General features: G+C 71.3%; 1 protein-coding gene. It reads left to right on the forward strand.

Translation table 11 applies throughout. The annotated features are described in order from the left end of the window. Positions 1-68 precede the first annotated feature (68 nt). Positions 69-1,655, forward strand: a complete 1,587-nt coding sequence (locus ABGB11_RS42285; protein WP_347641342.1) for an IS1182 family transposase — start codon at positions 69-71, stop codon at positions 1,653-1,655. The last annotated feature ends 179 nt before the right edge of the window (positions 1,656-1,834 follow it).

The following is a 1,834-nucleotide window of genomic DNA, read 5'->3' on the forward strand; positions in this document are numbered from 1 at the left end:
CTAGGAGTCTGCTGAACAATCCTGTGGATTCTCCCAGCCGGGCGGTGCCCGGCTGGGAGAATTTTGGTGTGCAGGGTGAGAGCCGGATCGATCGTGAGTTGTTGGACGCGGCGGCGTTGGTGGGGCATCTGGTCCCGGCCGGGAGTGTGTTCGCGTTCTTGGCCGAGCATCGGCGGCGGGTGTTCCCCGACGGGCTGTTCGCCGACCTGTTCCCCTCGTCGCGGGGGCGCCCGTCGCTGCCGGGGGATCTGGTCGCCTGCGTGCTGGTGCTGCAGACCCTGCATCATCTGTCCGATCGGGAGGCGGTCGAGGCTTTGCGGTGTGATCTGCGGTGGAAGGCCGCGTGCGGGCTGGCGCTGACCGACGAGGGGATCCACCCCTCGGTGCTGACGTACTGGCGGCGCAGGTTGGCGGCCTCGGAGCGCCCGAACCGGATCTTCGAGGCGGTCGGCGAGGTGATCGCGGCGACCGGGGTGCTCAAGGGCAGGACGCGGCGGGCGCTGGACTCGGCCGTTTTGGACGACGCGGTCGCCACCCAGGACACCGTCACCCAGCTGATCGCCGCGATCCGGCGGGTGGCCCGGCAGGTCCCGGGTGCCGCCGAGGTGATCGCCGCCCAGTGCTCGGCGCACGACTACACCGACCCGGGCAAGCCCGCCATCGCCTGGGACGACGACCAGGCCAAGCAGCGGCTGGTGTCGGGCCTGGTCAACGACGCCCTGACGGTGGTGGCCGCGTTCGAGCAGGCCGCCGCCCAGGGCCGGTTGGACGAGCCGGCCGCCCAAGCGGTCGCGCTGCTGGCGCTGGTCGCCGGCCAGGACGTCGAACCCGCCGACGCCTCCGACGGCACCGACGGCCGATGGAAGATCGCCCGCAAAGTCGCCCCCGACCGCCTCATCTCCACCGTCGACCCCGACACCCGCCACGTCCACAAGAGCGTCCACCACCGCCAGGACGGCTACAAAGCCCACGTCGCCATCGAACCCGACACCGGCCTGTTCACCGGCGCCCGCCTCACCAAAGCGGCCGGGCCCGACAACCACGAGGCCGTGGTCGGCGTCGAGTTGATCGAAGGCGAGGACCGCGACCAGGCCGATCACCACCTGGAAGTACTGGGCGACTCGGCCTACGGCACCGGCGACGCCCGCGCCGCCCTCATCCAGGCCGGACATGTCCCGGTCATCAAGCCGGGCCCGCTGCGGCCCGCCGTCACCGGCGGGTTCACCATCGACGACTACACCGTCGACCAAGCCGCCGGGACCGTGACCTGCCCGGCCGGTGTCACCCGCCGCATCACCGCCAAACGCACGGTGACGTTCGGGGCCGCCTGCCGCGGCTGCCCGCTCCGCCAACGCTGCACCAAGAGCAAGGACGGCCGCAGCCTCACTCTTCATCCACACGACGCGATCCTGCGGCAAGCCCGTGCCGGCTGGGCCAACGATCCCGACCTGCGCGCGACCTACCGGCAGCACCGGCCCATGGTCGAACGCTCCATCGCCTGGCTCATCGGCCCCCACGGCCGCGCCCGCAAACTCCGCCACCGCGGCACCGCGGCAAACAACCTCTGGCTCCACCTGCGCATCGCCGGCCTCAACCTACGCCGAATGCTCAACCTCGGCCTCACCCACACCGGCCAGGGCTGGGCACTGACCTGACCGGCAGGCCACCGACCGGCCCGCACCCCTTGCACAGCCCCGCAACCATCCACCAACCTGGACCACGCGGGAAGGGCGACCACTCTGTCGACCCCACGGGGCCTGACCCAACCGGCCGCACAGACGGCCATCTCGGCGCCCTTCCCGCCCACATCACCCCTTGTTCAGCACACTCCTAG

The sequence above is a fragment of the Actinomadura sp. B10D3 genome (assembly GCF_039871695.1).
GTDB classification, from domain to species: domain Bacteria; phylum Actinomycetota; class Actinomycetes; order Streptosporangiales; family Streptosporangiaceae; genus Spirillospora; species Spirillospora madurae.